The organism is Paracoccus subflavus (genome assembly GCF_004310345.1).
In the GTDB taxonomy this organism is placed as follows: domain Bacteria; phylum Pseudomonadota; class Alphaproteobacteria; order Rhodobacterales; family Rhodobacteraceae; genus Paracoccus; species Paracoccus subflavus.
Genome location: NZ_SISK01000002.1, coordinates 298,345 through 322,141, shown reverse-complemented (window position 1 = coordinate 322,141; position 23,797 = coordinate 298,345). Strand labels below are relative to the sequence as shown.

The window sequence follows — 23,797 nt, the reverse complement described above, 5'->3', positions numbered from 1 at the left end:
TACACCGTTACACCATATCCTTGCATTCCAGTTTAGGATTTTATACCTGCGTGCCAGCGTGCCTGAAAGTAAAGGCTAGCACATGCAGCCAGTTTATCGTGCCATGTGCTATTATGGCGCACCAGGGCAATTTCCCTTTGCCTGCGCAACTATTCGCTGATCTTTCTGGTCATCGTCGGCCTCCTTTATCAGGTGGAAGCCCTGTATGGGACCGCATCAGACAAACCCGAAATCCTTAAGCAGCCTTGACGCCTTGGGCCGAAAGCACCGCGTGCAGCTTGACCGGGTCATCGTTGGCGCGCAGTTTCGCGCGCAGGTCGGGGTCGCGCAGGGTCCGGGATACCAGGGCCAGCGCCTTGAGGTGATCGACGCCGCTGGTTTCCGGCGCCAGCAGGCCAAAGACCAGATCCACCGGCTGGCGGTCCACCGCGTCGAAATCCAGCGGCTTGTCCAGACGCACGAACAGCCCCACCACCCGGTCCAGTCCGTGCAGCCGCGCATGGGGCAGCGCCACGCCCTGCCCCACCCCGGTCGGCCCCAGGCTTTCGCGTTCCTGAAGCGCATCCAGAACCTCGGACGCGTTCAGGCCGTATTCGGCATGGGCCAAATCGGCCAGTTCCTGGAACAGGCGTTTTTTCGAGGTAGCCTGTCCCAGCGAGCGCACGGCGCCCGGTTTCAGGATTTCGGTCAGCAGCATCGCTTGCGTCTTTCCCAATGCTCAAGCGCCCCCGGCATGACGCCGAGGGCGGCAGGTTCGTTCCGTCAGGCAGGCGCGGCGGCGGCCTCAGCCATTGCCGCGCGGGTCGATCCAGCCCACATTGCCGTCGTCGCGGCGATGGACGACATTGACGCCCCCGTGCTTTTCGTTCCGGAACACAAGCAGCGGCGTCCCGGACAATTCCATCTGCATCACCGCATCGCCGACCGACAGGGTCGGCACGCGGGTTTCCATTTCAGCGATGATGATCGGCTGCAGGCCGCTGTCCTGCGATTCCCATTCATCCTCGTCAGCCGCCAGCACATACATCCCGGCCTGACCGAATTCAACCGGCTCGGACCTGTCCTTGTGGTGATCCTTGAGCCGGCGCTTATAGCGGCGAAGCTGCTTGTCCATCTTTTCGCGGCAGGTCTCGAAGGCGGCATAAATCTCGGTGGCGGTGCCGTGGGCGGTCACGTTCAGCCCGGTGGACAGGTGCACCACGGCGTCGCACAGGAACTGATGGGCGTCCTTGGAAAAGGTCACGGTGGCGTCCGTGGGACGCTGCGAATACTTGCCGACCGTTTCGCCCAGTTCGGTCTTTACATGCGTCGAAAGCGCATCGCCGATGTCGATCTGTTTTCCGCTGATGGTAAAGCGCATCCTGTATCCTTTCGGTTGCCCGTCTTCCATGCGCCGGCCCGTTCATGGCAGCCGGCGCGCGGCGGAAAACGGGGATGGCAAGGCCCTGTTCCAACCGGGCCCGCAAATGTCAATGTGGTGACAGCCAACGGCGTCTGTCAACGGGAACCGGCCCCGCCTGCGACGATTTCTCCAGCCGATTCCAGTCACATCATCCGGAAGCTGTCGCCCAGATAGACCTCGCGCACGCGGGGGTCGGCAACGATCTGCGCCGTGTCGCCCGACATCAGCACATGACCGTCGTGCAGGATATAGGCACGGTCCACGATGCCCAGCGTTTCGCGCACATTGTGATCGGTGATCAGAACCCCGATGCCGCGCGATTTCAGGTCGTGGACCAGTTCGCGGATTTCGCCCACGGCGATCGGATCGACCCCGGCAAAGGGTTCGTCCAGCAGCAGGAAACTGGGGTCCGAGGCCAGACAGCGCGCGATCTCGGTCCGCCGCCGCTCGCCCCCTGACAGGGCGAGCGCAGGGGCCGCGCGCAGATGGCCGATGGAAAAATCGCCCAGCAATTCCTCCAGCCGGTCGCGGCGGTGGCGGGGATCCTCGTGCACGACCTCCAGCACGGCCATGATGTTCTGTTCCACGGTCAACCCGCGAAAGATCGACATTTCCTGCGGCAGATAGCCGATGCCCAGACGCGCCCGTCGAAACATGGGCAGGCGCGTGGCGTCCTCGCCGTCGATCAGCACCTGCCCCGCATCGGGCGGCACCAGGCCCGCGATGCAGTAAAAGCAGGTGGTCTTGCCCGATCCGTTCGGTCCCAGCAGGGCCACGACCTCTCCGCGCGCCAGATCGACGGACACGTCGCGGATCACCGGGCGGTTTCGATAGGACTTGCGCAGGTTGCGGATACGCAGCCCGTCGCCGGTTCGTGCCGCCGATGCGCGCATCAGTTGCCGCCCGGCTGCAGGACCGACCGCACCCGCCCCTGAACCTGTGCCGTCCCTGATCCCAGGTTCACCTCCATCCGGTCGCCCGTCAGAACATTCTGTCCCTGAGTCAGGACCACATCGCCGGTCAGGGTCACGTTGCCGGTTTCCACGTCATAACTGGCGGCCTGTGCCTCGGCCGCGTCTGGGCCGGATACCAGCGTCACATTGCCCCTGGCCTCCAGCGACCGGATCCGGCTTTGCCCGCCTTCGCCATAGACCACCGTCACGCTGTCGGCCGACAGCCGCATCTCGCCCTGCCCGATCACGACATTGCCGGTAAAGACCGCGCTGCCGTCGGCCTGGTTGACCGACAGGCTGTCGGCCGCAACCTCGACCGGCGCGGTGATGTCGGCGCGCATTCCCCCAAAGGCGGTGTCCTGCGCAACAGCCGGGGAAGCGGCAAGGATCAGGGCTGTCAGCAGCGGACGCAGCATGAAAATGTCCTTCCGGAGGGTTCAGGGCTGGTATATCAGACGGACATCGCCCGTGAAATTCAAGATCGAAGCGTCCCTGCCGCTGTCCGGGACGATCCGCATGGTGTTCGCGGACAGGGTGCCAAAGGGGGCCTTGGCCTTGATGCCGCCGCTTGCCGCGATCCGAGAGCGGTCGGTGGCGGCCTCGGCGGTGGCGGCGTCCAGGGTCCAGCCGGTCGAGGTCGTCACCCGGACCCCCCCGTCCAGCCGGATGGTGCCATCGGCAACCCCGACCTGGGGCGCGGTCAGTTCGGCCCGCAGCCCGTCGGCCCGCTGCCAGTCCAGCCGCATCCGGCTGGCCCGCCCGCCGCCGCCATCGGCAGGCATGGCCTCGTCTGCGCGCAGCGAAAGCCGGGCGCCGTCATCGGTCACACCCGCATATTCCGGACCCACCAGACGCGGGTCGCGGGCCATCGATTCGGCATCGACCTCGGCATAGGGGATTTGCGATTCGCTGTCTCTTTCGCGCGAAAACAGGAACAGCGTTGACAGCATCGCCAGGGCCGCCAGCGGCAGCAGGACACGCAGCCAGCGGACGATGCGTGTGCGGTTCATGAACGGTTGCGGCGCATCGGTCAGACGATCCCGGCGCGAAGGCAGTCGTGGATATGCAGGATACCCTGAGGCATCTCGTCGGTCACGGCAAACAGGCAGGTGATCTTGCGGGCCTGCATCTGCGCCAGCGCGGATTCGGCCAGGGCATCGGGCGCGATGACCCGGGGGCCGGGGGTCATCACCTCGGCCGCGCGGCGATCCAGCAGTCCGTCCATATGGCGGCGCAAATCGCCATCGGTGATGATGCCCACCAGATGGCCGGCCGCATCTGTTACGCCCGTCACGCCAAAGCCTTTCTGGCTGATGACCAGCAGCGCATCCGACATCGGCGCATCCTCGGGCACCAGCGGCATGTCGCGGTGCATCAGGTCGCCCACCTTGGCCAGTCGCGCGCCCAGCTTGCCGCCGGGATGAAAGGTGCGGAAATGCTCGGGCGTGAACTGCCGATGCTCCATCAGCGCCACCGCAAGGGCATCGCCCAACGCCAGCGTCATGGTCGTGGAGGTTGTGGGCACGATGCCGTTGCCGCAGGCCTCGGGCGCCGCGGGCAGAACCAGCGCCACGTCCGCCTGCCGCAGCAGGGTCGAGCCGGGGCGCGAGGCCACCCCGATCAGCGGAATCCCGAACCGTTTGGTATGGGCGATCAGATCGGCCAGTTCCGGCGTCTCGCCGCTGTTGGACAGGACCAGCGCCACATCGGCGCGCGTGACCATGCCCAGATCGCCGTGGCTCGCCTCGGCCGGATGGACGAATTGGGCGGGCGTTCCGGTGGATGCCAGCGTCGCCGCGATCTTGCGGCCGACATGGCCCGACTTGCCCATGCCCGACACGATCACCCGGCCGGTGGCCCCCAGGATCAGATCGACCGCGCGCGCAAAGCCATCGTCCAGTCCCTCGGCCAGCAGTTCCAGGCCCTGCACCTCGGTCAGGATCACCCGCCGCGCCGTGTCCAGATAATCGCTCAAACCCGTCTGCCTTTGCCTTGGTTCAAATATCCTCGGGGGGTCCGGGGGGCGAAGCGCCCCCGGTCCTGGACGATCTAGTGCCGGAAAAGGTCGTTTTCATCCCCCCAGCCCAACAGGTCCAGATGGGCGCGGGCAGGAAGGAAATCGAAACAGGCCTGAGCAAGTCCCATGCGGTTTTCGCGGCGCAGCCGCTCCTCCAGCCCCTCCTTCAATTTATGCAGGTGCAGAACGTCCGAGGCGGCATATTCCAGTTGCGCGTCGGTCAGATCCGCCGCACCCCAGTCGCTGGTCTGCTGCTGCTTCGAAACGTCGACACCGACCAGTTCGTTCAGCAGGTATTTCAACCCGTGCCGGTCGGTATAGGTCCGCACCAGCTTGGATGCGATCTTCGTGCACCACACAGGCGCCGTCACCACCCCAAAGGCATTCTCCAGCGCGGCGATGTCGAAGCGACCGAAATGGAACAGCTTCAGCACCTTGGGATCGGTCAGAACCCGGCACAGGTTCGGCGCCTCGGTCTGGCCACGGTCGATCTGGACCAGATGGGCATCGCCGTCTCCCGACGACAACTGCACCAGACACAACCGGTCGCGTCGTGGATCAAGCCCCATGGTTTCCGTGTCGATGGCCACCACGGGGCCAAGGGTCAGATCGTCGGGAAGGTCGTTGGGGTAGAGATGTATGCTCATCGCGTCGTTCATCCAGGCCAGGCTGCGCTGGCGCCTGTCTCATCAGAAACAGGTCCGGCATTCCAGTCCTTATTCGCCATGACCCGACAGAACCGCGGAATGGCCGGGGGGCCTGCCCCCGGCCGAGCGAACAATCAGGCCGATTCCGCGGCCTCGATCGCCTTCATGCAGGTTTCCTCGTCCCCGGCGGCAAGCGCGTCGCGCGCGGCCTGGATATGGACCTCGCGGGTGGACTGGCTGTCTGTGGCACCCTCTGCCGCCTGTTCGGCGGCTGTGGGCTCGCCCTCCTGCTGGGCCTGCGCATCGGCGCCCGACATGGCGACGCCCGGTTGCGCCCCGCCCGCGGTTTCCAGCGGTACATGCGATCCATCCTTGGCAATGCCCTCGCCGCCCTCGGCACTCGCGCCATCGGTCGGCGCCGCGCTGTTCATGCCTGCGGCCGCAGCCGTTTCGGTCGCCGCCGCCGCATCTGCCGCAGCGGTCGTATCCATGGCCGCTGCATCCGTGTCCGATGCGGTATCCGACGCCTCTTCCAAGGGGGCAAGCGAGCCGTCCTTGGCAAGGCCGCCCCCGGACGTCTCGCCGCCTGTCGTCAGGCGCGCAATCTCGGCGGCACAGTCGGCCTGTGCGGCCACCGTCGTCAGGGCCAGCAGCGCAGCACCGACAACCCCTGTGAACATGGGTTTCATCTGAGTTCTCCCGGATTGTGTGACACGCCATCCCCTTTGGCGCATCGCCACAAACGCATAGTCTTTGGGCAATGTTCCCTTATCCCCCAAAGGGACCAGACCGGCCGAATACCCCGCAGTCCCTATTCCTCCAGCGCCCGCCAGGCTGCCATGAAATCGCGTGCCCGCGCACCCGTGGTTTCGGCAGGCTGGCCGGGCCTGTACAGCGCCGATCCCAGCCCGAACCCGTCCGCCCCCGCCTGGCGGTATGCCGCCATCCTGGCGGGGTCGATACCGCCCACCGGCAGCAGCCGGGTCTGGCGCGGCAACACGGCGCGCATGGCCTTGACGGCGGCGGGGGGGATCATCTCGGCCGGGAACAGTTTCAGCGCGGCGGCCCCCGCCTCCAGTGCCGCAAAAGCTTCGCTGACGGTGCCGACCCCCGGGCAATAGGAAAGACGCAGCCGCCGCGCCTCGGCCGCGACGCGAGGGTCGAAGTTCGGGGCGATGATGATCCGTCCCCCCGCATCCCCAACGGCGCCCACCTGTTCGGGGGCCAGCACCGTGCCCGCGCCGATGACCGCATCGGGGACGGCCGCCACCATCCGGGCGATGCTGGCCAGCGGGTCGGGAGAGTTCAGCGGCACCTCGATGATGGTGAATCCCGCGCCGGTCAGGGCGGTGGCCGTATCGGCGGCCTCGTCCGGGCGCAGGCCGCGCAGGATCGCGATCAGCGGATTGGCGGCAAAGGCGGTATCGAAATCGGTCATGCAAGTCCCCTCAACCGGGCGATTTCCCAAAGGCCCTGCCGCGCCATGCCCGGCGGCGCGATCTTGGCGGCGATGCCCATCTCGGCCAGGGCCATGCGGTATCGCACGGCCAGATCGCCGCGCCCGATGATCGTGACCGGCCCGGCTGCCGCATCCTGCACGCCGTGGGCAACCTCGTCCCCGATCAGCAGGCCCGACAGGTAGTCCGCGATCTGGTCGGGCGCCAGCCGGTCCATCAGGGCCAGCGTCCGCGCCGAAAAGATGCGCCCCAGCAGCGCACCGTCCTGCCGCCCAGCCTGCACGCCCCGGCGAAAGGCCGACTGGCTGTCCGGTCCCGGCTGGATCAGGCGGCCCAGGATGGTGTGGTCGCGCAGGGCGGCAAAGACCTCGCCCGTCATCACGGTGCGAAAGGCCACCAGCCTGCCGCCTTCGGCCCGGGCCCATTTGCTGTGCGTGCCGGGCAGCACGAACAGACCCTCCCCGCCTCCGGCCGCCAGGTGGCCGATGATCTCGGTTTCCTCGCCGCGCATCACGTCGGGGGCAGGACCGTCGGGGTCGCTGACGGCGCCGGTCACGAAATGGATGCCGTCGTGCAGGGTCAGGCCGGCCGCCAGGGCGTTCGCGTCCAGGGGCAGGGGCAGATAGGGCGTTTCCACCCAGCCGTTGCGGCTGGTGATCATGCCGGAGGCGATCACCGGCGCGCCGTCCAGCCAGCCGCCGATCCGGTCCCGCAGGGCCTGGGCAAATCCGCCCGGCAGGGCGCCTGCGGCCAGGATGCCGGGGCCATCGGAAACCGTCTCCAGAACCTCGCCCCCCGGCCCCATCCGCCAGGCCCGGAACGAGGTCGTGCCCCAGTCGATGCCGATCAGCGCGGTCATCGGCCGAACCGATAGGCTGTGCGACGCCGCCAGGTTCGACCCGGGCGCAAGATGGAATCGGGGTAATGTGGCCGGTTCGGCGCATCGGGCCACCCTTGGGTTTCCAGCGCCACCCCGGCAAAGGGGCCATAGCGGCGGCCGTCCAGTCCCGGCAGCCCCCTGAAATGCGCGCCGTCATAAACCTGCAAGCCGGGCTGGTCGGTTTCGATCCGCATGGAAATCCCGCTTTGCCCGGTCAGTTCGGCCACAATCCGACTGGCGACCGGGCCATCCGACAGGCACAGGTTATGGTCGTATCCGCCGGGCGCAAGGGCGCGCGCCTGCCGGAAATCGAAGCGCGTCCCGTCCACCGGCGCAAGACCGGGCAGCGGGATCAGGTCGTCATCGACGGGCAGGTAACGATTCGCCGCGATGTGCAGACGGTGGCTGCGCACATCGTCACTGCCATCAAGGTTGAAATACCCGTGATGCGCCAGATTGCAGGGGGTGGGGGCATCGGTCCAGGCCGAAAGGGCAAAAACCAGGGCCTGATCGCGCAGGGCGATGTCGGCACGGATCGACAGGGTGCCCGGAAACCCCATCTCGCCATCCGGCAGGGTCAGCGACAGGGCGGCGCTGTCCTCGCCCGCGTCCTCGACGGTCCACAGATGCCAATGGGTGCCGTGCGATCCGCCGTGCAGCGTGTGGCGGCCGCGAAAGTTCGGGTCGCTGCGGTATTCCTGCCCGTCCAGCGCAAAGCCCGCGCCGCCGATGCGATTGGCAAAACGACCGACAATGGCGCCCATATACAGACCCCTGTCCAGATAATCCGCCGGATCGGGACAGCCAAGGACCAGGGGATGGTCCACCCCCTCTAACCGCAGATCCTGCACCGTCGCGCCCAAGGTCAGCAGATGCGCGGTCAGCCCGCCGCCGCCCAGGGACAGGCGCTCGACGCGGCGCCCGTCCGGCAGCGTCCATCGGCTCACAGGATCACCCTGGGTTCCGGCAGGCCGGACAGGCCGGCATCCAGCAGCCAGGTCTTGCCCTGCGCGTCGTCGGGATTGTCGATCCCGTCGCGCGCAGTCGTCACCAGCAATTGCGACAGGCCGGGACCGCCAAAGGCGGGGCAGGACGACTGCCTGCCGCCGACATCCCAGCGATGCGTCTGCCGGCCATCGGCATCGAAACGCACCACCGCGCCCTGCCCCCAGATCGCGCAGCAGAACCCACCCGCCGCGTCGATCACCGCGCCATCGGGCGACCAGCCCTGCGCGGACAGATCCAGATAGACCTGCCGTTCGCCGATCGGCCAGCCGTCTGCGTCCAGGCCCTGCCGCCAGACGATGCGGCGGTCGGTATCCGAATAATGAACCGTTCCCCCATCGGGCGAAAAGCAGATCGAATTGGGGATGGTGATGGTATCGACCAGCGTGCGGATTTCCCCCCGATGGAACCGATGGATCGCCCCCGCTCCGGGTTCGGCCTTCTTGCCCATGGTGCCGATCCAGAACCCGCCCTGCCGGTCGGCGCGACCGTCGTTGGACCGGGTCGCGGCATTCCCTGCTTCCAGATCCGCGATGCGGTCCAGGTCGCCGCCGCGCAAGTCCATCACGGACAATCCGGTTTCGGTCGCGATCAGCAGCCGGTCCCGGTCGCTCCAGCCTGCCGCCGAGGCCATGCGGTCGAATCTCCATTCCAGCGGCCCGCCGCCGTCATCCTGCGACAGCAGCCGCCTGCCCAGAATGTCGAACCAGAAGAACTGCCCCCGTTCCGGGTGCCACAGCGCCCCTTCGCCCAACTGGCAGATGCGGTGATCGTGGATCATCGGAAATCCTGCAGATCCTCGGGCAGCAGCGCCTCGGGGATGTTCTGATAGCTGACCGGGCGCAGGAACCGGCGGATCGCCATGGTCCCGACGCTGGTCGCCCCGAAATTTGTGCTGGCGGGATAGGGTCCGCCATGGACCATGGCATCGGCGACCTCGACCCCGGTGGGCCAGCCATTGGCCAGAATGCGACCCGCCTTGCGTTCCAGCACCGGCATCAGCCGGCGGGCCAGATCGATGTCGCCATCGTCAAGATGCAGCGTCGCGGTCAACTGGCCTTCCATCGCCTGGGCCACGTCCAGCATCTGATCCTCGCCCTGGACGGTGACGATCAGGCCCAGGGGACCGAACACTTCCTCGGACAGGGTGTGATCGCGCAGGAACTCCTCGGCCGTGGTCTTGTAGACGGCGGGCAGGGCGTTGCGGCCCTCGGCGATACCTTCAAAGATCGCGGTGGCGATGCCCGCCGCGCGGTTGGCCCCGCTGCGATAGGCGTCCGCGATGCCGTCGGTCAACATCATCTGCGGGCCGACCCTGGACAGCGCGTCGCCGGCCGCCTTGGCAAAGGCATCGGCCAGCACGCCCCTGGGCATCACGATCAGGCCGGGATTGGTGCAGAACTGGCCCGCGCCCATGGTCAGGCTGCCTGCCCAGCCTTCTGCCAGCTTGGCGCCGCGCGCGGCCAGGGCCTGCGGCAGGATGAAACCGGGGTTGATGCTGCCCAGCTCGCCAAAGAAGGGGATCGGCTCGGGGCGGGCGGCACAGAGGTCGAACAGGGCGCGCCCCCCGCGCAGGCTGCCGGTGAAACCCACCGCCTTGATCAGTGGATGCCGGACCAAAGCCGCGCCGACGGCATGGCTGTTGCCATGAAGAAAGCTGAAGACGCCCGCGGGCATTCCCGTGGCCCGGATGGCCGCATGGATTACCTCGGCCACGATCTCTCCGGTGCCGGGATGGGCGGGGTGGCCCTTGACCACGACCGGGCAGCCTGCGGCCAGCGCGGAGGCCGTGTCGCCGCCCGCCGTCGAAAAGGCCAGCGGAAAGTTCGACGCGCCGAACACCGCGACCGGACCGATGGGGCGCTGCATCAGGCGCAGGTCGGGGCGCGGCAGGGGCTGGCGGTCGGGCAGCGCGGGGTCATGGCGGCGGTCCAGATAGTCGCCCGTGCGGATATGGTTCGCAAACAGCCGCAACTGGCCGGTGGTCCGACCGCGCTCGCCTTGCAGCCGGGCCTCGGGCAGGCCGGTTTCGGCGGTGCCGATGGCGGTGATCGCCTCGGCGCGGTCCTCGATTTCTTCGGCGATGGCTTCCAGAAAGCGGGCGCGCTCGTCGCGGCCGGTCGCGGCATAGGCGGCAAAGGCATCCTCGGCGGCTTCGGCGGCGCGGTTCACCAGATCGACGGTGCCGCCGCTGAAGTCGTGCGGGGCGCCATGCGCCGGGGCCGACTGGAACACGCCCTCGCCCGTCAGCCATTCGCCCGCGATCAGATGTTTGCCATGAGGGGTAAAGGTCATTGCGTGCTCCTCAGAAATGGAAATCCGCGACGATGTTGCGCCGCCCGAGGGTGAAGGCATCGGCCACCAGAACCATGGGCGCAAGGTCCGCATCCGATTCCCCCGCGGCGACCAGCGCCGCCATCCGCGCATAGAGCGCGGGGTATTCGCCCATGATGTCGTCGCCGCCCTGCACGGGACGCCCGTCGATTTCCAGACGGTTGCCGCCCATGCGCAACGCCATCCGGCCCCCGTCGGTCCGGAACTCCATGTCCCAGGTCTGCGGGCCTTGCTGGCGAAAGTCGAAATCGGCGGCGATGTTCTGACTGAACTGCAACCGCGCGGCGATCGGGGCCTGACGGTTGGCGGGATAATCCAGATCCGCAGACAGAAGGCGAACGGGCTGGGGCAGGATTTCCGTCAGGATCGACAGGGCATTGATGCCGGGGTCAAAGACGCCCATCCCGCCCGCCTCGAAGATCCAGTCCTGGCCGGGGTGCCATTTGCGCACGTCCTCGCGCCAGGTGATGCGGCCCTCCTGCACGGTCCTGCCCGCCAGCCAGTCGCGCGCGGCACCCACCGCCATCGCCATGCGCGAATGCCAGGTGGCATAGATCGTGACGCCTTGGGCGCGGGCCAGATTGCACAGGGCGTGAACCTCGGCCAGGGTCGCGCCGGGGGGTTTTTCCAGCATCAGGTGGCGGCCCGCGCGCAGCACGGCCTGCGCCGCATCAAAGCGCGGCACCGGGGGCAGGCACAGGCTGACCGCGCCGATGTCGGACCGGGCCTCCAGCATGGTGGTCAGGTCTGTGAAGGCCTCGACGCCATCCACCGTGCCGCGACGGCTGACGGTCGCGGCCAGGTCCCAATCCGGGCTGGACTTCAGCGCGGGCAGATGCTGGTCCAGGGCGATCTTGCCGATGCCGACGAGCGCGAGTTTCATCAATGGCTGTCCCTTCCGACCGGACTGCCCCGGCAGCCTTTGAGAAAGTCCAGATCCGCCCCGGTATCGGCCCCTTCGACATGGGCCTGATGCAGCCAGGCGTAGCCGCTGGCCGGTTGGTCGGGCAGCGGCTGCCAGTCGGCAAGGCGGGCGGCCAGTTCGGCGTCGGAAATGTCCAGATGCAACCGGCGGTTCGGCACGTCAAGGTCGATCATGTCGCCGTCGCGGACCACGGCCAACGGGCCGCCCGCCGCCGCCTCGGGACTGGTGTGCAGGACCACGGTGCCATAGGCCGTGCCCGACATGCGTGCGTCGGAAATGCGCACCATGTCGGTGATGCCCCGGCGCAGCACCTTGGGCGGCAGGCCCATGTTGCCCACCTCGGCCATGCCGGGATAGCCCTTGGGACCGCAGTTCTTCATCACCATCACGCAGGTCTCGTCGATATCCAGCGCCTCGTCGTCGATGCGCGCCTTGTAGTCGTCGATGTCCTGAAACACGACCGCGCGGCCGCGATGCACCAGCAGATGCGGGCTGGCGGCCGACGGCTTCAGCACCGCCCCCCTGGGCGCCAGGTTGCCGCGCAGCACGGCAATGCCGCCCTGCGCCGTCAGCGGACGGTCGGCAGGCAGGATCACGTCCTCGTTCCAGTTCACGACATCCTTGACCTCGTCCCAGATCGTGCTGCCGCTGACCGTCAGCGCGTCCTTGTGCAACTGCCCGGCCTCGCCCAGCCGCTTCAGGACGACGGGCAGCCCGCCGGCATAGAAGAACTCCTCCATCAGATACTGACCCGAGGGCATCAGGTTCACGATCGTCGGCACGTCGCGGCCGCAGCGGTCCCAGTCGTCCAGAGTGATGTCCACGCCCACCCGGCCGGCGATGGCCAGAAGGTGGATCACCGCATTGGTAGACCCGCCAATCGCGCCGTTGGTGCGGATGGCGTTCTCGAACGCTTCGCGGGTCAGGATGTCGCTGGGTTTCAGATCGTCCTTGACCATCTGCACGATCCGCCGCCCCGAAAGCTGCGCCATCACGCGGCGGCGCGAATCCACCGCCGGAATCGCGGCATTGCCCGACAGGGCCATGCCCAGGGCCTCGGCCATGGAGGCCATCGTGGACGCAGTGCCCATGGTGTTGCAGGTGCCCGAGGACCGCGACATCGACGCCTCGGCCTCCAGAAACTCCTCCTGCGTCATCTCGCCGGCCTTCACGGCCTCCGAGAACTTCCACAGATGCGTGCCGGACCCGACCCGCTCGCCGCGGAAGTATCCGTTCAGCATCGGCCCGCCGGTGACGACGATGGACGGGATGTCGGTGGAGGCCGCACCCATCAGCAGCGACGGCGTCGTCTTGTCGCAGCCGACCAGCAGCACCGCGCCGTCGATCGGCTGGCCGCGCATGGTTTCCTCGACCGCGAGCGCGGCGAGGTTGCGAAACATCATCGCGGTCGGGCGGAAGGTGTTTTCCGACGCGGAAAACACCGGCACCTCGACCGGAAAGCCGCCGGCCTCCCAGACGCCGGCCTTCACCTTTTCGGCCAGTTCGCGCAGGTGGCCGTTGCAGGGGGTCAGGTCGGCCCAGGTGTTCAGGATGCCGATTACCGGGCGGCCGTCGAACAGGTCGTGGGGCCAGCCCTGGTTCTTCATCCAGCCGCGATGATAGATCGTGTCGCGCGAGGTGCCGCCATACCAGTGCTGGGATCGCAGCGGACGCGGCCAGGGGGCAGGTTTGAACGTCATGATGGCCTCAGAGAGTGGTGACGGCGACGGGGATCTCGCCGGTCTGCTGCTGGTCCAGCGGGTTCGAAAGCGGCAGCCCGAAGGCGGGCGATTCGATCTGGAAGACGTCGCCGGCCTGCGCCTTGATGCCGTCGGCGAAGGACAGGGTGGCGGTGCCGAAGAAATGGACATGCACATCGCCGGGATGGCGGAACAGCGCATACTTGAAGTGGTGGTGTTCCAGATTGGCCAAACTGTGGGACATGTTCGCCTCTCCGGACAGGAAGGGCCTTTCCCAGATCACCTGGCCCCTGCGCAGGATGCGGCTGGTGCCCTCGACATGCGGGGGCAGCTCGCCCACCAGCATCTCGGGGCCAAAGCTCGCCGGACGCAGCTTGGAATGCGCCAGCCACAGATAGTTGCCGCGTTCGGTCACATGGTCCGAAAACTCGTTGGCCAGGGCAAAGCCCAGCCGATACGGCGTGCCGTCGGGCCCGATCAGGTACAGGCCCGCGATCTCGGGCTCTTCGCCCGCATCCAGCGCAAAGCCGGGCGAGACCAGGGCCGCACCCGGCGGCACGGCGGCCAGGCCGTTGCCCTTGTAGAACCATTCGGGCTGCACACCCACCGCGTGGCCCTGCGGCTTGCCGCCTTCCAGGCCCATGCGGAACATCTTCATGCTGTCGGTCAGCGTTTCCGCGTCCGCCGTGGCGTGCATCGAGTTGCGGGTGGCAGCGCTGCCCAGATGCGTCAGCCCGGTGCCGGTCAGGTGCAGATGCGCCGGGTCGTCGTGGTCCAGCGGCAACAGCATCCTGTCCTCGGCCAGGGCGGCGGCCAGATCAACGGTTTCGCCCTGCCCGCGCGCCATGACCTCGGCCTCGAGGCTGTGGCCTGCGGCGATGGCGGCCTGCGCCAGGTCGCGGGTGGACCGCGCGGCCGGCACGATCCAGGCCCGGTCGTTTTCGCGTGCGGCGACAGCCCGGTCCCCACCGGGGCTTTTCAGTTGCGACAGAAACATGGTTCAGCCTTGCTTGGTCTTGTTGTAGACGTCGAAGATCACGGCAGCCAGCAGCACCAAACCCTTGATGACCTGCTGATAGTCGATGCCGATGCCCATGATCGACATGCCGTTGTTCATCACCCCCATGATCAGCGCGCCGACCACGACGCCGATGATGCGCCCCACGCCGCCCGACATCGACGCCCCGCCGATGAAGACCGCGGCGATCACGTCCAGCTCGAACCCGACGCCGGCCTTGGGCGTGGCGCTGTTGAGGCGCGCGGTGACGATCATGCCCGCCAGGGACGCCAGCACGCCCATGTTCACAAAGGTGAAAAACACCAGCCGCTCGGTCTTGATCCCCGACAGCTTGGCCGCCTTTTCATTGCCGCCCAGGGCATAGATGCGCCGCCCGGTCGTCGTGCTTTCGGTAAAGAACGCATAGAGCACGATCAGCACCGACATGATCAGCAGCACGTTCGGCAGACCCCGGAAGCTGGCCAGTTTCCAGCCGACGAACAGCAGCGCGACCACCACCACGGCGTTGCGCGCCCAGAAGAACCCGGCGGGTTCAGGGGCGATGCCGAACTCGGCCTCTCGGGTGCGGGCACGGATGCCGGACCAGACAATCGCGGCGGCGGCCAGGGCCACCAGGGCCAGCGCGGTGAAGTTGGGCTTGTCGGCGCCGAACAGGTCGGGGATGAAGCCGGTGGAGAGCGACTGGAAGGACCGTTCGAACGGGCCGATGTTCTGGCCGCCCAGCAGCCACAGCGTCAGCCCGCGGAACACCAGCATCCCGGCCAGCGTCACGATAAAGGACGGGATGCGCCAATAGGCGATCCAATAGCCCTGCGCGGCCCCGATCAGCCCGCCCACGACCAGCACCATGGGGATCACCATCAGCACCGGCAGGTCCATCCGCACCAGCAGCATGGACGCCACCGCCCCGGTAAAGGCCGCGACCGACCCCACCGACAGGTCGATATGGCCCGCCACGATCACCAGCAGCATCCCCAGGGCCATGATGATGACATAAGAGTTTTGCAGGAACAGGTTGGTGATGTTCTGGGCGGACAGGAAATCGACGCCCTGGGTCGCGCGCACCATGATGAAGAAGAACAGGACGATGGCGATCAGCGCCAGCATCATCCCGTTTTCGCGCAGGTGGCTGCCCAGATGGGCGCCGATACCTGTCGTCGCTGGCTTGTTGGTTTCGGCGGTGCTCATGCGGCCTCCCCTTTCATTCCGTCTTGCAGGATCAGGGCCATGATCCGTTCCTGGCTGGCCTCGGCCTGGGTCAATTCACCGGCGATCCGGCCTTCGTTCATGACGTAGATGCGGTCGCACATGCCCAGCAGTTCGGGCATTTCCGAACTGATCATGACGACGCCGTGGCCTTGGCCCGCCAGTTCGTTCATGATGTTGTAGATCTCGAACTTGGCGCCCACGTCGATGCCGCGCGTGGGCTCGTCCAGGATCAGCACCTTGGGGTCGGTGAACAGCCATTTCGACAGCACCACCTTTTGCTGGTTGCCGCCCGACAGGTTCACGACCCGCTGGAACACCGATGGCGTGCGGATGTTCATGGCCTTGCGGTATTTCTCGGCCACCTGCTGTTCGCGGCCCCGCGACAGAACCGCGCCGCTGGCGATGCCTTCCAGATTCGCCAGCGAGATGTTGCGCAGGATCGGCTCGTCCAGGATCAGACCCAGGGCCTTGCGATCCTCGGTCACATAGGCCAGCCCGGCGTCGATGGCCTTCGATACCGTCGAAAGATCCGGCCGGGCGCCCGCCAGCGTCACCTCGCCCCTGATGTCGCGGCCATAGCTGCGGCCGAACAGGCTCATCGCAAATTCGGTGCGCCCCGAACCCATCAGGCCCGCGATGCCCACGATCTCGCCCTTGCGGACGGTGATGGACACGTTGCGGATCACCTGCCGGGGCTGTTCGGGATGCATGACCGACCAGTTCCGCACCTCCATCAGCACCTCGCCGATCTTGGGCGTACGGTCGGGATAGCGGTGGGCCATGTCGCGGCCCACCATGTCGCGGATGATCCGGTCTTCCGAGATTTCGGCGCGCGTCAGGGTGGACACGGCCGATCCGTCGCGGATCACCGTCACGCGGTCGGCCACGCGGCGAATCTCGTTCAGCTTGTGGCTGATGATGATCTGGGTGACGCCCTGGGATTTCAGTTCCAGCATCAGATCCAGCAGCTTCTGGCTGTCGTTTTCCTGCAAGGCGGCGGTCGGTTCGTCCAGGATCAGCAGGCGCACGTTCTTGGCCAGCGCCTTGGCGATTTCCACAAGCTGCTGCTTGCCCACGCCCAGCTTTTCCACCTTGGTGGTCGGCGCTTCGGTCAGCCCGACCTTTTTCAGCAGGGCTTCGGTTTTCTGATAGGCCAGCGGCCAGTTGATGACGCCGCCGGATGCGACCTCGTTGCCCAGAAACAGGTTCTCGGCCACCGACAACAGGGGCACCAGCGCCAGTTCCTGATGGATGATGACAATCCCCGCCTGTTCGCTGTCGCGGATGTCGCGGAACCGCGCGGGCTTGCCGTCATACAGGATCTCGCCGTCATAGCTGCCGTGGGGATAGACGCCCGACAGCACCTTCATCAGCGTGGACTTGCCTGCCCCGTTCTCGCCGCAGATGGCGTGGATCTCGCCCTCGGCCACGGACAGGTTGACATTGCTCAGCGCCTTGACGCCGGGAAAGGTCTTGGTGATGTCCTGCATTTCCAGGATGGCCGTCATCGCGTTCCCCCCTTGCGGATGCGGCCCCGGACACACCGGGGCCGCACAGGCATCACTTCAACTGGTCTTCGGTATAGTAGCCGGAATCGACCAGGATCTCGCGCCAGTTCGACTTGTTCACCGGCACCGGCTCCAGCAGATAGGACGGCACGACCTTGACGCCGTTGTCATAGGTTTCGGTGTCGTTGATTTCCGGCTCGGTCCCTTTCAGCACGGCGTCAACCATGCCGACCGTCACGCGGGCCAGTTCGCGGGTGTCCTTGAAGATGGTGGAATACTGTTCGCCCGCCTCGATGGACTTCACGGACTGAACCTCGGCGTCCTGGCCGGTGACGATGGGCATCTCCATGTCGCCCGACCCATAGCCCACGCCCTTGAGCGAGGACAGGATGCCGATGGACAGCCCGTCATAAGGCGACAGAACCCCATGGACCTGCTTGTCGGCATAGTTCGTGGACAGCAGGTTGTCCATGCGCGACTGCGCCACCGCCGGATCCCAGCGCAGCGTGCCCACGGTTTCCATGCCGGTCTGGCCCGACCCGATGACGATGGACCCGTCGTCGATCAGCGGCTGGATCACCGACATCGCGCCGTCATAGAAGAAGAAGGCGTTGTTGTCGTCGGGGCTGCCGCCGAACAGTTCGACGTTCCAGGGCTTCACGTCGGGGAACCGTTCCTTCAGCCCCTCGACCAGGCTGGTGGCCTGCTGGACGCCGACCTCGAAATTGTCAAAGGTCGCGTAATAGCTGACATGCTCTGACCCGCGGATCAGGCGGTCATAGGCGATCACCTTGATGTCGGCGGCGGCGGCGTTTTCCAGAGCGTTCGACAGGGTGGTCCCGTCGATGGCCGCGATCACCAGCACATTCACGCCCTTGGTGATCATGTTCTCGACCTGGGCCAACTGGTTCGGGATGTCGTCCTCGGCATATTGCAGGTCGGTCTGATAGCCGGCTTCCTCAAGCTGCTTGACCATGTTGTTGCCGTCGTCGATCCAGCGGGCCGAGGATTTCGTGGGCATCGCAATGCCGATGGTCTGGGCCATGGCGCCCGTCGCAAGCCAGGAAACCCCGATCGCCAAGGCGACCGCAGCGGTTTTGAACATCATGAGTAATCTCCCCCTTGCGCGGCGGCAGGGCCACGCATCCTGTTTTTCGTTCAGCCGGTGTAGCAAAGAGACGTCATGCCCGTAAAATGATAAAATCGACAATCCGAATACCGGAAACGCCATGTCCATCCGTACGCTTAAGCCATCGCAACTGCGGCTGATCCATGAAGTTGCGCAGCAGGGCCAGTTGCAACTGGCGGCTGATGCCCTGACCATGACCCAGCCGGCCGCGTCCCGGATGCTGGCCGAGGCCGAACGCCAGATCGGCGCGCTGCTTTTCACACGCCAGCCCAAGGGCATGGAGCCGACCGAGATCGGGGCCAGCGTGCTGCGACGGGCGCGGGTAATCCTGCGCGAACTGGCCAGCATGGAATCCGACGTGCGCGCGCTGCGCGGGGGGCTGGCGGGATCGGTTCGGGTGGGCGCCGTCACCGGGCCTGCGATCAGCCATCTGGTTTCGTCGATCCGGCAGATCAAGCAGCAAAGCCCTCAGGCCGACATCACCGCCGAGGTGATGCCCTCGCGTGAGCTTCTGTCCCAGTTGTCCGCCGGAGCGATGGATTTCGTTCTGGGCCGGCTGCTGCCCGATTTCGACAATGACAGTTTCAACATCCTGCCCATGTCCGGGGAAACGGCCGTGCTGATGGTCCGGGCCGATCACCCGCTGGCACGGGCACGGGTCGTCACGCTGACCGAACTGGCGGGCCAGGAATGGATCATGCAGCAACGCGGCTATCCGATCCGCGAAGCGGTGGCCGCAGCCTTTGCCGATGTCGGGTTGGCGGCCCCCCGCAATGTCGTGAACAGCCCGTCGCTGCTGCTGACGATCGCCTATCTGGCCCAAACCGATGCCGTCACCGCGGTATCGCAAGAGGTGGCCGACCTGATGATCCATCCTCCTGTCAAGGCACGCCTGACCGTCATTCCGACGCCACGACCGATCCGCGTGCCGCCCTATTTCCTGCTGGACCTGAAGCGCCGCCCCCTGTCGCCCCTGGCCCGGCAATTGCGCGACGCCGTGGCGCAGATGTCGCAAAGCCCGATCACGACTGCGGGGCTTTTGTGACATGGCGACGCCGCGCGATTTCCCAAGCGATGGCGCCGATCACGGTGGCCGCGATGACGACCAGCGCCAGGGCGTTGACGGCCGGGGTCAGGCCGGTGCGCACCTTGGTCGCGATGAACACCGTCAGCGGGGTTTCAAAGCCGCGCACGAACAGCGTGGTGTTGTAGTTTTCCACCGATTGCAGGATCGCCAGCCCCCCCGAAGCCAGCAGCGCGGGCCGCAGGAAGGGCAGCAGGATCCGGCGGAACACCATCAGCCGGGATGCGCCCAGGCCCAGCGCGGCTTCTTCCTGCGTGCGGTCGAACCGTTGCAGCCGCGCCATCACCATCAGCATCACATAGCAGATGATAAAGGTCGTCTGCGCCACCACGATCAGGGCGATCCCGCCGCTCACGCCCACCTGCCGCCACAGGATCAGCGTGGAAATCCCGATCACCACCCCCGGCGTCAGCAGGGGCGAGACCATCACCGCATAGGCGAAACTGCGCGCCCGCGCGTGCAGCGTCGTCAGCACCAGCGCGGCGGCGGTGCCCACCGGCAGCGCGACCAGCACCACCAGCACCGCGACGATGGCGGATGTCCACAGCGACCGCCACATCGCGGCGTCCGCCCACATGGCGGAAAACCAGTCCAGGGTCGTGCCCTGCCAGGGGATCACGGTCGGAAAGCGGCTTTCGTTGAAGGCCGCCGCCGCCATGACGGCCAGCGGCGCGAACAGATAGACAACGAAAACCAGCAGATAGAGAACGAACAGCCCGCGAAAGATCCGGTCGGCCGCCGTCATTTCGCCACATCCGTCAGGTTGACGCGGAACAGTCGCAGTGTGACCAGCACCACGGCCAGGCACAGGACCAGCAGCGTCAGCGCATAGGCCGCGCCCCGGTTCCAGTCGCCGCCCTCGAAGAACCAGTTGTAGATGATCTCGGTGAACCAGCGGCTGCCGGGGCTGCCAAGCAGCGCGGGCGCGACATAGGACCCGGCCGCCAGCATGAAGGTGAAGACGCAGCCCGTGGCGATGCCCGCCTTGGCATGGGGAATCACGATGCGGCGATGGGTACGCACCGTCGATGCGCCCAGGTCGCGCGCCGCCTCGATCTGGGATTTGTCCAGGCTCTCGATGGCGTTGTAGATCGGCAGCAGCATGAACAGGATATAGGCATAGACCATGCCCGCCAGCACGCCGCCGTCCCCCTGCCAGCGGATCGGCGCGTCGATCACACCCAGGTTCAGCAGAACCGCGTTCAAGGGCCCGCGATAGGCCAGCAGGATGAACCAGGCCAGAGTGCGCAGCACCTCGTTGATGAAGAACGGGATGATGACCAGCATCAGCGCGATGGACAACTGGCCGGGCGTGGCGCGCTGCGCCATCCAGAAGGCAATGGGATAGCAGACGATCAGGGTCAGGCCCGCGACCAGCGCGCTGGCCCAGACCGTCTTGAAGAAGATCGCGCGATGCACGCCTTCGTTCGCCAGATACAGGACATTGTCCAGCGACCGGACATCCAGCGGCCCGCCCTGCTGCGCCGGCGGCAGGTTCGGGCGCAGGGCATAGTCGATCATCATGAGGTTCGGCGCCAGCACCATCGCCGCCAGCCAGACCAGCACCAACGACAGAAAGACCGTCGCCAGGCCCGGTCCGAAGCGGTGATACAGATCACGCATCGGCCAAGACCACGGCATGTTCAGGGGCAAAGGAAAAGCTGGCCCGACTGCCCGGCGCGGGTGCTTCGGCCAGCCGGGTCGAGGGCACCGCGGCGGCCAGAGCGGCCCCGTTCGCAAAACGGCCATGGACCATGGCAAAGGCCCCTTCGAAATCGACCCGCTCGACCTGGGCGGACAGCACGTTCCTGCCCGCGCCGGGCACCAAAGCCTCGGGCCGGACATAAAGCGTCGCGCCCTGCCCGATGGCAAGATGCCGGTCCGCACGCCCGTGCAGCGGACCCATGGCGGTATCGACCCGCGCCATGCCGTCGCCGATGGCGCTGATGCGGCCCCCGATGGCGTTCGTTTCGCCGACAAAGCGGGCGACAAAGGGCGTGGCCGGGTTGTCGTAAAGCGCACGGGGCGTGGCTGTCTGTTGCAGCAACCCGTTGCTCATCACCGCCACGCGGTCCGACATGGCCAGCGCCTCGGACTGGTCATGGGTGATATAGATGAAGGTGACGCCCGTGCGCTTCTGCAGGTCCCGCAACTCGGCCCGCATGTGCTGGCGCAGCTTCAGATCCAGCGCTGACAGAGGCTCGTCCAGCAGCAGCACGCCCGGCTCGACCGCCAGCGCGCGGGCGATCGCGACCCGCTGGCGCTGTCCGCCCGACAGTTCGCCGGGCATCCGGTCGCCGTAACCCTCCAGCGCGATCAGGCGCAGCAGGTCGTCGGCGCGCCTGCGGCGGTCGGTGCGGCCCATGCCCCGCGCCTCTAGCCCGAAGGCGATGTTTTCCCACACCGGCATCAGCGGGAACAGCGCCAGCGACTGAAAGATCATCGCGGTGGGCCGCTGGTTTGGACCCAGGCCGCGCATGTCGCGCCCGCCGATCAGCACGCGGCCCTCGGTCGGTTCCAGGAACCCGGCGATCATGCGCAGGATGGTGGTCTTGCCGCAGCCGGACGGCCCCAGGATCGAGAAGAACTCGCCCGCCTGAACGGTAAAGGACACGTCGCTGACCGCGCGGGTCGTCCCGAAGGTCATCCCGATCCCGTCCAGTTCCACCGAATGCGACATCCGTCCCCCGTTTGTTGGTGGGGACAGGGGGCGCCCCCTGCCCCGGCTGCCGTCAGGCCGACAGGAAGCGGTCCTGGTATTCGTTGCGCTTGGTGACGTACCAGCTTTCCTGGATCGGCCACCACCACAGCTTGTCCAGCGCATCGCCCGGATAGGCGGCGGCGAAGAAGGCCTTGGCCTCGTCCGACAGCAGGTCGGCCGATCCCACCGCGGTCGAATTGATCGCGGTCGCGTTGGTGTACATGGCCCCGGCTTCGGGGGTCAGGAACCAGTTGATGAAGGCATAGGCGTTGTCCAGGTTCTCGGCCCCCGCCGGGATCGACAGCCCCTCCATCCAGGCCAGCGCCCCCTCCTTGGGGGCAATGAAGCCGATAGGAAGGCCCTCCTTGGCCAGCGCGGCCGCGGTCGAATCCCAGGTCTGCCCGATGGCCGCGCCGTTCAGGCGAAAGGCACCCTGGGCCTCGTTCTCGTTGTTCCAGAACTGGATGATGTTGCCCTTGCGGGCCACGGCCTCGGCCAGGATCACGTCGAAAACCTGGGTCTGCGCCTCGGGGCTGGCAAAGGCATCCCGCAGCGGACGGGGCAGCTTGCCCTCGGCTTCCAGCCACAGGCCCAGGCCCACCAGGGCCGAATGAGCGCGCACGGTTGCCTTGCCCGCCGCCGATTCACCCCAGATATCGCCATAGGAGGCGCTGCCGTATTCCAGCGGCATCTGGTCGCGGTCAAAGGCCACCGCCTCGGTCCCCCAGTCGGTCGGAACCTGGTAACGCTGGCCGTCCACCACCGCGCCCAGGTTGGTCGAGTTTTCCCAGGCGCTCGGCAACACCTTCGCCACCTCGATCTTCGATTCGTCCAGCGGCTGGACCAGGCCGAACTCGACATAGTTCGGCACCCGGTCCACGGTCGGCCAGATCAGGTCGAAGCCCGCGCCGTTGTTGGCGCGCAACTGGTTCAGCAATTCGTCGTTGGTGCCATAGGGGGTATAGTTCGGCGTGATCCCCGTGGCCTGCTGGAAGGCGCCCAGGATCTCGTCGTTCAGATAGCCCGCCCAGGCAAAGATGTTGACCGTGCCCGATCCTTGGGAAAATCCCGGCCGCGCGATCCAAGGCGCGGCCAGCGCCAGCCCGGCGGTTGCGGTCGCGCCCTTCAGAAGCCCGCGGCGATCAAGTCTGTTCATGCGTCATCCCCCGATTGGACCGCCGGGCGGCATCCGCCGGGCGGTATGGTCCGTGATCGGCGGCAGCATATCCACGCCCCGTGACAGGTCAAAGACTTATCGGGCCGCCGAACGGCCTTCGGCCTTCACCCGCGCGACAGCAGGGCAGCGGGCCGGGACCGGGCCAGGGCCTGCACGATCAGGCCGGTCAGTACCGCCTTGATCAGGTCCCCCGGGATGAAGGCCGTGACCAGCAGGGCGCATTCGGCCAGGGTCTTGTCCAGCGCGATCGACATGCCGACGATGCCGAAACCATACATGACGACGATGCCGCCGATGATCGAGGCCATGGCAACCGTCAGCGCCAGCGGGCCCTTGCGCCAGCGTTCGACGATCAGCCCGGTGACAAAGGCCGCCACCGGCCAGCCGAGGAAGAATCCCGACGTGGGTGCCACGAAGGCCCCAAGGCCGCCGCGTCCCCCGGCCAGCAGGGGCAGACCCAGTGCGACCAGCGCCATGAACAATAGCACCGCCAGCGCCCCGCGTTTCGCGCCCAGAACCGCGCCGGCCAGCATGACGCCCATGCTTTGCGCGGTGATCGGCACGCCGAAGGCCAGCGTCAGGCTGGGGATCAGCCCCAGCGCGGCGATCAGCGCGGCAAACAGCGCGATCCGGGTCATGTTGTGTTCCATC

The 23,797-nt window shown here is 66.7% G+C and carries 25 protein-coding genes; 1 reads left to right on the top strand and 24 read right to left on the bottom strand.

Annotated features, from left to right (window positions below):
• Positions 1 to 235: 235 nt before the first annotated feature.
• From EYE42_RS04720 to chvE, 19 genes are all read right to left on the bottom strand, one after another.
• Entirely contained in the window at positions 236 to 697 is a 462-nt protein-coding gene (locus EYE42_RS04720; protein WP_130990151.1) for a PTS sugar transporter subunit IIA, read from the bottom strand.
• Between the two features lie 87 nt (positions 698 to 784).
• On the bottom strand, positions 785 to 1,360 hold the full coding sequence (gene hpf, locus EYE42_RS04715) for a ribosome hibernation-promoting factor, HPF/YfiA family (protein ID WP_130990150.1): 576 nt from the start codon (positions 1,358 to 1,360) through the stop codon (positions 785 to 787).
• A 185-nt stretch (positions 1,361 to 1,545) separates the two neighbouring features.
• Positions 1,546 to 2,295, bottom strand: a complete 750-nt coding sequence (gene lptB / locus EYE42_RS04710; protein ID WP_130990149.1) for an LPS export ABC transporter ATP-binding protein — start codon at positions 2,293 to 2,295, stop codon at positions 1,546 to 1,548.
• The gene (gene lptA / locus EYE42_RS04705) at positions 2,295 to 2,771 is read right to left on the bottom strand and encodes a lipopolysaccharide transport periplasmic protein LptA (RefSeq protein ID WP_130990148.1); all 477 of its coding nucleotides are present in this window, start codon (positions 2,769 to 2,771) and stop codon (positions 2,295 to 2,297) included. Before lptA ends, lptB begins: the two co-directional genes overlap by 1 nt.
• Positions 2,772 to 2,792: 21 nt before the next feature.
• On the bottom strand, positions 2,793 to 3,365 hold the full coding sequence (locus EYE42_RS04700; RefSeq protein ID WP_130990147.1) for a hypothetical protein: 573 nt from the start codon (positions 3,363 to 3,365) through the stop codon (positions 2,793 to 2,795).
• 20 nt (positions 3,366 to 3,385) lie between these two features.
• Positions 3,386 to 4,330 (bottom strand): KpsF/GutQ family sugar-phosphate isomerase, encoded by a 945-nt coding sequence (locus EYE42_RS04695; RefSeq protein WP_130990146.1) that lies wholly within the window; start codon positions 4,328 to 4,330, stop codon positions 3,386 to 3,388.
• Positions 4,331 to 4,404: 74 nt separating this feature from the next.
• Complete coding sequence (locus EYE42_RS04690) at positions 4,405 to 5,019, bottom strand: ribonuclease D (RefSeq protein ID WP_130990145.1); 615 nt, start codon at positions 5,017 to 5,019, stop codon at positions 4,405 to 4,407.
• 134 nt (positions 5,020 to 5,153) lie between these two features.
• Complete coding sequence (locus EYE42_RS04685) at positions 5,154 to 5,708, bottom strand: hypothetical protein (protein ID WP_246020580.1); 555 nt, start codon at positions 5,706 to 5,708, stop codon at positions 5,154 to 5,156.
• A gap of 122 nt (positions 5,709 to 5,830) precedes the next feature.
• Entirely contained in the window at positions 5,831 to 6,457 is a 627-nt protein-coding gene (locus EYE42_RS04680; protein ID WP_130990144.1) for a 2-dehydro-3-deoxy-6-phosphogalactonate aldolase, read from the bottom strand.
• Complete coding sequence (locus EYE42_RS04675; RefSeq protein WP_130990143.1) at positions 6,454 to 7,335, bottom strand: 2-dehydro-3-deoxygalactonokinase; 882 nt, start codon at positions 7,333 to 7,335, stop codon at positions 6,454 to 6,456. Before EYE42_RS04675 ends, EYE42_RS04680 begins: the two co-directional genes overlap by 4 nt.
• Complete coding sequence (locus EYE42_RS04670) at positions 7,332 to 8,303, bottom strand: aldose epimerase family protein (protein ID WP_130990142.1); 972 nt, start codon at positions 8,301 to 8,303, stop codon at positions 7,332 to 7,334. The genes EYE42_RS04675 and EYE42_RS04670 overlap by 4 nt, the downstream gene beginning before the upstream one ends.
• A complete protein-coding gene (locus EYE42_RS04665; protein ID WP_130990141.1) occupies positions 8,300 to 9,142 on the bottom strand; it encodes an SMP-30/gluconolactonase/LRE family protein in 843 nt (280 codons plus the stop codon). The genes EYE42_RS04670 and EYE42_RS04665 overlap by 4 nt, the downstream gene beginning before the upstream one ends.
• Complete coding sequence (locus EYE42_RS04660) at positions 9,139 to 10,656, bottom strand: aldehyde dehydrogenase (NADP(+)) (protein WP_130990140.1); 1,518 nt, start codon at positions 10,654 to 10,656, stop codon at positions 9,139 to 9,141. Before EYE42_RS04660 ends, EYE42_RS04665 begins: the two co-directional genes overlap by 4 nt.
• A gap of 10 nt (positions 10,657 to 10,666) precedes the next feature.
• Positions 10,667 to 11,578: a Gfo/Idh/MocA family protein gene (locus tag EYE42_RS04655; protein ID WP_130990139.1), complete on the bottom strand. Its 912-nt coding sequence runs from the start codon at positions 11,576 to 11,578 to the stop codon at positions 10,667 to 10,669.
• Positions 11,578 to 13,320, bottom strand: a complete 1,743-nt coding sequence (gene araD / locus EYE42_RS04650) for an L-arabinonate dehydratase (protein WP_130990138.1) — start codon at positions 13,318 to 13,320, stop codon at positions 11,578 to 11,580. Before araD ends, EYE42_RS04655 begins: the two co-directional genes overlap by 1 nt.
• 7 nt (positions 13,321 to 13,327) lie before the next feature.
• A complete protein-coding gene (gene araD1 / locus EYE42_RS04645; RefSeq protein ID WP_130990137.1) occupies positions 13,328 to 14,317 on the bottom strand; it encodes an AraD1 family protein in 990 nt (329 codons plus the stop codon).
• 3 nt (positions 14,318 to 14,320) lie between these two features.
• Positions 14,321 to 15,526, bottom strand: a complete 1,206-nt coding sequence (gene mmsB / locus EYE42_RS04640) for a multiple monosaccharide ABC transporter permease (RefSeq protein ID WP_130990136.1) — start codon at positions 15,524 to 15,526, stop codon at positions 14,321 to 14,323.
• Positions 15,523 to 17,055 carry a multiple monosaccharide ABC transporter ATP-binding protein gene (gene mmsA / locus EYE42_RS04635; RefSeq protein ID WP_130990135.1) on the bottom strand — a complete coding sequence of 511 codons (1,533 nt, stop codon included), beginning with the start codon at positions 17,053 to 17,055 and terminating at the stop codon, positions 15,523 to 15,525. Before mmsA ends, mmsB begins: the two co-directional genes overlap by 4 nt.
• A gap of 52 nt (positions 17,056 to 17,107) precedes the next feature.
• On the bottom strand, positions 17,108 to 18,100 hold the full coding sequence (gene chvE, locus EYE42_RS04630) for a multiple monosaccharide ABC transporter substrate-binding protein (protein ID WP_246020588.1): 993 nt from the start codon (positions 18,098 to 18,100) through the stop codon (positions 17,108 to 17,110).
• 184 nt (positions 18,101 to 18,284) lie between these two features.
• Here chvE and EYE42_RS04625 point away from each other — a divergent pair, with 184 nt between their 5' ends.
• Positions 18,285 to 19,229: a LysR family transcriptional regulator gene (locus EYE42_RS04625; RefSeq protein WP_130990133.1), complete on the top strand. Its 945-nt coding sequence runs from the start codon at positions 18,285 to 18,287 to the stop codon at positions 19,227 to 19,229.
• Here the strand turns inward: EYE42_RS04625 and EYE42_RS04620 are convergent.
• From EYE42_RS04620 to EYE42_RS04600, 5 genes are all read right to left on the bottom strand, one after another.
• On the bottom strand, positions 19,207 to 20,013 hold the full coding sequence (locus EYE42_RS04620; RefSeq protein WP_130990132.1) for an ABC transporter permease: 807 nt from the start codon (positions 20,011 to 20,013) through the stop codon (positions 19,207 to 19,209). The two genes, EYE42_RS04625 and EYE42_RS04620, sit on opposite strands and share 23 nt — an antisense overlap.
• Positions 20,010 to 20,891, bottom strand: a complete 882-nt coding sequence (locus tag EYE42_RS04615) for an ABC transporter permease (RefSeq protein WP_130990131.1) — start codon at positions 20,889 to 20,891, stop codon at positions 20,010 to 20,012. The genes EYE42_RS04620 and EYE42_RS04615 overlap by 4 nt, the downstream gene beginning before the upstream one ends.
• On the bottom strand, positions 20,884 to 21,948 hold the full coding sequence (locus EYE42_RS04610; RefSeq protein ID WP_130990130.1) for an ABC transporter ATP-binding protein: 1,065 nt from the start codon (positions 21,946 to 21,948) through the stop codon (positions 20,884 to 20,886). Before EYE42_RS04610 ends, EYE42_RS04615 begins: the two co-directional genes overlap by 8 nt.
• A 52-nt stretch (positions 21,949 to 22,000) precedes the next feature.
• Positions 22,001 to 23,125, bottom strand: a complete 1,125-nt coding sequence (locus EYE42_RS04605; RefSeq protein ID WP_130990129.1) for an extracellular solute-binding protein — start codon at positions 23,123 to 23,125, stop codon at positions 22,001 to 22,003.
• Between the two features lie 125 nt (positions 23,126 to 23,250).
• Entirely contained in the window at positions 23,251 to 23,796 is a 546-nt protein-coding gene (locus tag EYE42_RS04600) for a biotin transporter BioY (protein ID WP_130990128.1), read from the bottom strand.
• Between the last annotated feature and the right edge of the window lies 1 nt (position 23,797).

Excerpts from the sequence above, each read along its gene's own strand:
- EYE42_RS04700 (WP_130990147.1), bottom strand. The coding sequence starts at position 3,365 with ATGAACCGCACACGCATCGTCCGCTGGCTGCGTGTCCTGCTGCCGCTG.
- lptA (WP_130990148.1), bottom strand. The coding sequence starts at position 2,771 with ATGCTGCGTCCGCTGCTGACAGCCCTGATCCTTGCCGCTTCCCCGGCT.
- EYE42_RS04615 (WP_130990131.1), bottom strand. The coding sequence starts at position 20,891 with ATGCGTGATCTGTATCACCGCTTCGGACCGGGCCTGGCGACGGTCTTT.
- EYE42_RS04680 (WP_130990144.1), bottom strand. The coding sequence starts at position 6,457 with ATGACCGATTTCGATACCGCCTTTGCCGCCAATCCGCTGATCGCGATC.
- EYE42_RS04600 (WP_130990128.1), bottom strand. The coding sequence starts at position 23,796 with ATGGAACACAACATGACCCGGATCGCGCTGTTTGCCGCGCTGATCGCC.
- EYE42_RS04675 (WP_130990143.1), bottom strand. The coding sequence starts at position 7,335 with ATGACCGCGCTGATCGGCATCGACTGGGGCACGACCTCGTTCCGGGCC.
- EYE42_RS04620 (WP_130990132.1), bottom strand. The coding sequence starts at position 20,013 with ATGACGGCGGCCGACCGGATCTTTCGCGGGCTGTTCGTTCTCTATCTG.
- EYE42_RS04625 (WP_130990133.1), top strand. The coding sequence starts at position 18,285 with ATGTCCATCCGTACGCTTAAGCCATCGCAACTGCGGCTGATCCATGAA.
- mmsA (WP_130990135.1), bottom strand. The coding sequence starts at position 17,055 with ATGACGGCCATCCTGGAAATGCAGGACATCACCAAGACCTTTCCCGGC.
- EYE42_RS04720 (WP_130990151.1), bottom strand. The coding sequence starts at position 697 with ATGCTGCTGACCGAAATCCTGAAACCGGGCGCCGTGCGCTCGCTGGGA.
- EYE42_RS04690 (WP_130990145.1), bottom strand. The coding sequence starts at position 5,019 with ATGAGCATACATCTCTACCCCAACGACCTTCCCGACGATCTGACCCTT.
- EYE42_RS04655 (WP_130990139.1), bottom strand. The coding sequence starts at position 11,578 with ATGAAACTCGCGCTCGTCGGCATCGGCAAGATCGCCCTGGACCAGCAT.
- EYE42_RS04660 (WP_130990140.1), bottom strand. The coding sequence starts at position 10,656 with ATGACCTTTACCCCTCATGGCAAACATCTGATCGCGGGCGAATGGCTG.
- EYE42_RS04610 (WP_130990130.1), bottom strand. The coding sequence starts at position 21,948 with ATGTCGCATTCGGTGGAACTGGACGGGATCGGGATGACCTTCGGGACG.
- araD (WP_130990138.1), bottom strand. The coding sequence starts at position 13,320 with ATGACGTTCAAACCTGCCCCCTGGCCGCGTCCGCTGCGATCCCAGCAC.
- chvE (WP_246020588.1), bottom strand. The coding sequence starts at position 18,100 with ATGGCCCAGACCATCGGCATTGCGATGCCCACGAAATCCTCGGCCCGC.
- lptB (WP_130990149.1), bottom strand. The coding sequence starts at position 2,295 with ATGCGCGCATCGGCGGCACGAACCGGCGACGGGCTGCGTATCCGCAAC.
- EYE42_RS04665 (WP_130990141.1), bottom strand. The coding sequence starts at position 9,142 with ATGATCCACGATCACCGCATCTGCCAGTTGGGCGAAGGGGCGCTGTGG.
- mmsB (WP_130990136.1), bottom strand. The coding sequence starts at position 15,526 with ATGAGCACCGCCGAAACCAACAAGCCAGCGACGACAGGTATCGGCGCC.
- hpf (WP_130990150.1), bottom strand. The coding sequence starts at position 1,360 with ATGCGCTTTACCATCAGCGGAAAACAGATCGACATCGGCGATGCGCTT.
- EYE42_RS04605 (WP_130990129.1), bottom strand. The coding sequence starts at position 23,125 with ATGAACAGACTTGATCGCCGCGGGCTTCTGAAGGGCGCGACCGCAACC.
- EYE42_RS04685 (WP_246020580.1), bottom strand. The coding sequence starts at position 5,708 with ATGAAACCCATGTTCACAGGGGTTGTCGGTGCTGCGCTGCTGGCCCTG.
- araD1 (WP_130990137.1), bottom strand. The coding sequence starts at position 14,317 with ATGTTTCTGTCGCAACTGAAAAGCCCCGGTGGGGACCGGGCTGTCGCC.